This window comes from Hydrocoleum sp. CS-953 (genome assembly GCF_002260545.1).
In the GTDB taxonomy this organism is placed as follows: Bacteria; Cyanobacteriota; Cyanobacteriia; order Cyanobacteriales; family Microcoleaceae; genus Trichodesmium.
On the sequence record NZ_LGSU01000518.1, the window covers coordinates 1 to 3,475 of the forward strand.

2 protein-coding genes are annotated in these 3,475 nt (G+C 37.8%); one reads left to right on the plus strand and one right to left on the minus strand.

Annotated elements, in window-relative coordinates; genetic code table 11:
* Window positions 1–694 precede the first annotated feature (694 nt).
* Complete coding sequence (locus AFK68_RS05400) at window positions 695–2,791, minus strand: amylo-alpha-1,6-glucosidase (protein WP_094671900.1); 2,097 nt, start codon at window positions 2,789–2,791, stop codon at window positions 695–697.
* A 448-nt stretch (window positions 2,792–3,239) separates the two neighbouring features.
* Here AFK68_RS05400 and AFK68_RS36305 point away from each other — a divergent pair, with 448 nt between their 5' ends.
* Entirely contained in the window at window positions 3,240–3,392 is a 153-nt protein-coding gene (locus AFK68_RS36305; RefSeq protein WP_168186331.1) for a hypothetical protein, read from the plus strand.
* Window positions 3,393–3,475 lie beyond the last annotated feature (83 nt).

Sequence of the window (3,475 nt, forward strand, 5' to 3'; positions counted from 1 at the left end):
ATGTCCGGATAATACAATTTTGATAAATTTTTGCTACAAATAGCTAGGGGACTTTTTTAGGAGTCAGGAGTCAGGAGTCAGGAGGGAAGAGAAAAGAATTTGAATGTATAAGGAGGAGAAAGTTTTTTTACAACATATCAGGAATTTATCCGGATTTAAAACCTACTTTTAGTAATGAATAAAGTAATATTATGTCTGGTTGTATAGTAATGAATAATGACGGGAGGAGTCAGGAGTCAGAAGCCAGGAGGGCTAACCACTGAAGTCAAATAAGAAGTAATTATTAATTATTAATTATTAATTATTAATTGTTGAAAGAGGAGCTACGCTATCAGAAATGGTAGAATATCAAATCAGTTAGTATCAGGAGAATTAACGCCCCTACGGGGGGTTTGGTTTCCAAACCCCTACCCTTGTTGGAGTTTATGCCTGTTTTAGAACCTTATTTTCCAAAGCAAGCAGATTTGATATAACCTTTGCTTTGATTGCTATATATCTTTCTCTACAGCGCTTTTCAAGTTGATGAACCACATCTTTACAACCAAAACCTAGTAGGGAGGTTCCATGGAAAGTCCCTACTGTGGTCTACTGAAATGAAAACTGCTGTAAACCAAAACAGCAGTGAAGTAATTCCTTGGTTGGAACAATTACTTCACTGCTAAATACTGCCCTAAATAAAGGGTTATTTTTGATTTCAATTAACCTTATTAATCACTGACCAAGCTCGCAAAACTTCTGCAACACTCCACGCTTGAGCAATACAACCACGAGGTGTCATCGGTTCATTGCCATCAAAAATTTCACTGATACTACCAATACCATGCACCATTAAATGCTCTGCCATTGGTTTCAATAACTCCTCAGCTTTTACCGGATCATTATAAATTCGTAAATGCGCTACAGCATAAGCACCTATCAACCAACCCCAAACAGTACCTTGATGATAAGCACCATCACGTTGATAAATATCTCCACCATAAACACCTTTATACTTTGGATCGTCGCTAGCAAGACTGCGTAAACCATAAGGAGTTAATAGCTTTTGAGTGCATATATCCATCACCTGTTTTTCTTGCTCTGTTGTCAGGAGAGGAACATAACTATATTTACCCATTGCTGGCAATGATAAGGCAAATATTTGATTCGGTCGCAAAGAAGCATCATTACCATTAGGTGTATCTATTACATCGTAACAGTAACCACCTTCTTGATTCCAGAAACGAGCAAAACCCTTCTCCTTTATCAACCTTGATAATCTTTCATAATCTAGATTATTCTTACCCAACTGTTGGGCAAACTTATCCATGATTTGCAGAGCATTGTACCACAAAGCACTGATTTCAATTGGTTTCCCAATACGCGGTGTCACTACCCAATCATCTACTTTCGCATCCATCCAAGTAAGTTGACTACCTGTTTCACCTGCATAAATTAAACCATCATCAGCATCTAACTGGATATTATAACGAGTACCTCGACGGTAGGAGTCAATAATTTCTGCTAACACTGGAAACAATTCTGCTAATAATTTGTCATCTTCGGTTGCTTCATAGTATGCTCGAATTGCCTCAAAATACCAAAGTGTGGCATCTACAGTATTATAATCTGGTTTAGTTGCACCGTCGGGGAAGCGGTTTGGCAACATTCCTTGGTCAACATACTCAGCAAAGGTGAGCAGAATAGACAGGGCGACATCCAATTGTTTTGTACAAATAGTTAAACCAGGTAAACTAATCATGGTGTCGCGTCCCCAGTCTTCAAACCAATGATAACCTGCAAGGATAGTTTTGCCGTATGGATGTTTGGGCGATTTGCGATCGACAATAAATTGGTTAGCTGCTAATACTAATTGGTTGATCCAGTCTGGGGTCTTTTTGGCAGTAGGTTCAGCTTGTGTCTGGGTAAATGATTTCCAGAATTTAATGACTGGATTTTTTACTTCTGATTTAGGTGCCTCGACAGTGGCAAATTTTTGGATTATTTGTTGTTCGTAATTCTGATGAAAAGCTAGTTCTCTCTCGCCATTAGTAGTAGCATTTTCTTTTGTGCTGGCAACTATAGTTAGAGATTTTCCTACTTCTAATTGAGCATTGAAGGTGATGGCGTGTAGGTGGTCTTCTAATTCTTGTTGCCCCCGATATTTTTCTACTGCTAGGTTAAACCCATAATACCAGTCATTAGCAGGTTTAGAGACTACGGTTTTGTCGTCTATTTGGGGATGTGTCAGTAAGTATAGAGGGGTTGCTTTCGGAAAAGCTCTAATACAGATTCCTTGTTTTACCTTATCGGCCCTAACTTGCCAGTCGTTAGCATTGGTATTATGATGATGATCCCGATAGTTGATTAATGCTTTGATGGCTAAATTTAATGGTTGGCTACCACTAAGTAGTTTATAATGAATGTAAGTTGTGTTTTCTCCTTGCTCCATCCATATTCGTTTCTCTAATATTACGTCTGCAAAGGAAAATTTCCATACTGCTATTGTTCCTTCTAAATAGAAGCTTTCTATTTGTTTATAGCCTTCTGGATTTATTGTTCCATCTGCCCAACGGTTACAATATAGGGGGTAGTTTTCCTCTTTATATTCAGCAGTTTCGTCTAATTTTGTTAGCAGTAGAGTGCGCCCTAATGGGGGTTGGAGAGCTGCTATTAGTAGTCCGTGATAGCGACGGGTTAGGAGGTTGCTTATTGTACCGGAGGCGTAACCGCCTATGCCGTTTGTGACTAACCATTCGCGGGATTCAGCTATATTGAGATTACTACAATTTTCTCTTTCAAAACTGATAACCATAAAGAAATTGTTCACTATATATAGTTTTGCAGGGGTTTTTGTTGTAACCCGATTTCTTTATACCATATCGATCTGATTGATGTATTATCTCTAGGATTTTTTCCGTTTTTAATTTGAGCGATCGCTTAAACCTCAATATTTTTCTGGTACTTTAATTTTAGTTGATCTAATAGTCATGTGTAAGGGCGAGTTACAACCAATAACTTTAGTATATCAGAATTTTTTGGAGAATGCAACTTTATTTTCTCACGATTTTTTTGGTGCTTCACAAAATGATAGTACGCTCATTTCTTCTTACTTTCGATTTTAGCGATCGCTTCACTCTCACATACTTTATCGTCAATCTGACTTTTTTGGCGTTGAATAAAAAGTCATGTGTAGGGACGAACAACCCCCACTGGTAATTTTATTATATCAGAGTTATTTCCCGAATGCAACCTTTTTCCTTATGGAAGCTTCATACAATGAAAATTCTAGTCGTTTCTCAGATGTTAGTGTTGATTTTAGCGATCGCTTCACCCTCACATACTTTATCCTCAATCTGACTTTTTTGGCGTTGAATAAAAAGTCATGTGTAGGGACGAACAACCCCCACTGGTGATTTTATTATATCAGAGTTATTTCCCGAATGCAACCTTTTTCCTTATGGAAGCTTCATACAATGAAAATTCTAGTCGTTTCTCA

Bases quoted from the DNA above. Each gene is read 5' to 3' on its own strand.
- AFK68_RS36305 (WP_168186331.1), top strand. From the start codon at position 3,240: ATGGAAGCTTCATACAATGAAAATTCTAGTCGTTTCTCAGATGTTAGT.
- AFK68_RS05400 (WP_094671900.1), bottom strand. From the start codon at position 2,791: ATGGTTATCAGTTTTGAAAGAGAAAATTGTAGTAATCTCAATATAGCT.